Annotated in this window: 2 protein-coding genes and 1 pseudogene; all 3 read right to left on the bottom strand. The window is 73.3% G+C overall.

The genetic code is table 11. From position 1 onward, the window contains the following. Nucleotides 1-305 (bottom strand): SDR family NAD(P)-dependent oxidoreductase (locus AC0CYZ_RS21850; RefSeq protein ID WP_472219196.1); only part of this gene is annotated, 305 nt, incomplete at its 3' end. After that, the gene (locus AC0CYZ_RS21845; protein ID WP_472219194.1) at nt 302-1,642 is read right to left on the bottom strand and encodes a dihydrolipoyl dehydrogenase family protein; all 1,341 of its coding nucleotides are present in this window, start codon (nt 1,640-1,642) and stop codon (nt 302-304) included. The genes AC0CYZ_RS21850 and AC0CYZ_RS21845, both read right to left, overlap by 4 nt. Next, nucleotides 1,639-1,927, bottom strand: a pseudogene (locus AC0CYZ_RS21840) (hypothetical protein); the annotation flags it as partial. The gene AC0CYZ_RS21845 and the pseudogene AC0CYZ_RS21840, both read right to left, overlap by 4 nt.

The following is a 1,927-nucleotide window of genomic DNA, read 5'->3' as shown; positions in this document are numbered from 1 at the left end:
GCGTAGTAGGGGCTGCCGGCGGTGAGCAGGATGTGGTCGACCGGGCCCGGCAGCTCCGCGAAGAACTCGTCGAGCCGGGCGGTGTCCGTGGCGTCGAACGCCGAACTCGAGCGAGCCGCCACCTCGGTCGCCGCGTGCTGCAGGCGGTCGGGGTCGCGGCCGATGAGCACCACGTCCCCGCCCGCACGTCGGACCTGTCGCGCGGTCTCGAGCCCGATCCCGGAGCTGCCTCCGAGGACGACGACGGTCTGACCGAGCAGCGCCTCGTCGGGGCGGGTGGACGGCCGGGTGGCGGTGGTGCTCACGATGCCTCGCTCAGGACGGTGGTGCGGAGGGTCTTCAGCGCACCCACGTAGATCTCGGAGAACGTGGGGAAGGGCTGGACGGTGTCGCGCAGGACGTCCAGCGGCACCTGGGCGCGGATCGCGAGCGTGGCCTGCTGGAGCCACTCACCGGCCTCGGGGCCGACCGCGTAGGCACCGGTCAGGACCTGCCCGTCGCTGAGCAGCGTCAGGAATCCCGGGTCGTCGGCGTAGGCCCGGGTGTAGGTCGCCGTCTTGGCGATCCCGGACACGGCCGCCGTCGCGCGGAAGGGCGCGTCCACCGCGCCGACGGACGCGGCCTGCGGGTCGGTGTACACCGCACGCGGCACCGCCCGGTAGTCGGCGGACCGCGGCTCGCCGAGGATGTTCGACGCGACGACCTCGCCCTGGTACTTGCCCATGTGCGTGAGCAGGTACAGGCCGGTGCAGTCGCCGATCGCCCACAGCCGGTCGGCGACCCGGAGCCGGTCGTCGACCGGGATCCCGTGCCCGTCGGCCGTCACCCCGACGGTCTCGAGGCCCAGATCGGTCACCCGGGGGCGCCGTCCGGTGCCGAGGAGCAGCTTCTCGCCGCGTCGTTCGTGGCCGTCCGCGAGGGTCAGGACGTAGTCGGCGCCGTCGCGTCCCGCGCCCACGACCCGCGCGCCCGTGAGGACCTCGACGCCGTCGCGGCGCAGCACCCGCGCGAGCGCCTCGCCCAGGGCCGCGGGCTCGCGGGACACGAGGTGGGGGCCGCCCTCGACCAGGGTCACCTCGCCGCCGAGCCGCTGCACGGCCTGGGCCATCTCCACGCCGACCGGCCCACCGCCGAGTACGAGCAGCCGCTCCGGGACCGCCTTCATGGCCGTCACCTCGCGATTGGTCCACACGCCCTCGAGCTCCGCCAGACCCGGGACGGGCGGGACGATGGGGGCGGATCCGGTCGCGAGGACCACGTGATCGGCCGTGTGGCGCACCCCGTCGACCTCGACCACTCCTGTGCCGGCCAGTCGGCCGGTGCCGCGGAGCAGGTCGATGCCCTTCCCGGCCAGGTAGGTCTCCTGGCCGGTGTCGGTGTGGTCGGAGACCATGTAGTCCCGCCAGGCCAGGGCCGACGGGACGTCGACCCCGGCCGACGCCGCCGCCTCCCGGGCGCCGTGGACGGCCTCCCCGGGCCGCAGCAGGGTCTTCGACGGGATGCAGGCCCAGTAGGAGCACTCGCCCCCGACCAGCTCCCGCTCCACCAGGGCGACCCGGAGGCCGCCGTCGGCGAGCTCCCCGGCGCAGTGCTCGCCCGGGGAGCCGCCACCCAGCACGATCGCGTCGTAGTCGCTGCTCACAGCCGCACCGCCTCGGTGTACCGGCCGGCGCGGGCCGCCGGGTCGTCGGCCTCGAGACCGTCCTGCTGCGCGACGATGTAGGCGGCGTACCAGTCCGACCAATGATGCTTGGGCGCGGTCGGCTCATATTGGCCATGGCGATTCTCTGTTTCCTTCAGAAGCTCGGTCAGAGTCGCTACGTCTGTGCTGAGCCCTCGTCCAGGCAGCCGCTCCGTGATCTCTTGCAACAGCCACCCGTTGCCGTCTGGATCACTGAACGTGGCGAAGGAGCGGTAACTGGCGTGA

Source organism: Actinomycetospora sp., assembly GCF_055612215.1.
The sequence above is the reverse complement of the archived record's forward strand: the minus strand, read 5'-3'. Positions and strand labels throughout refer to the sequence as shown.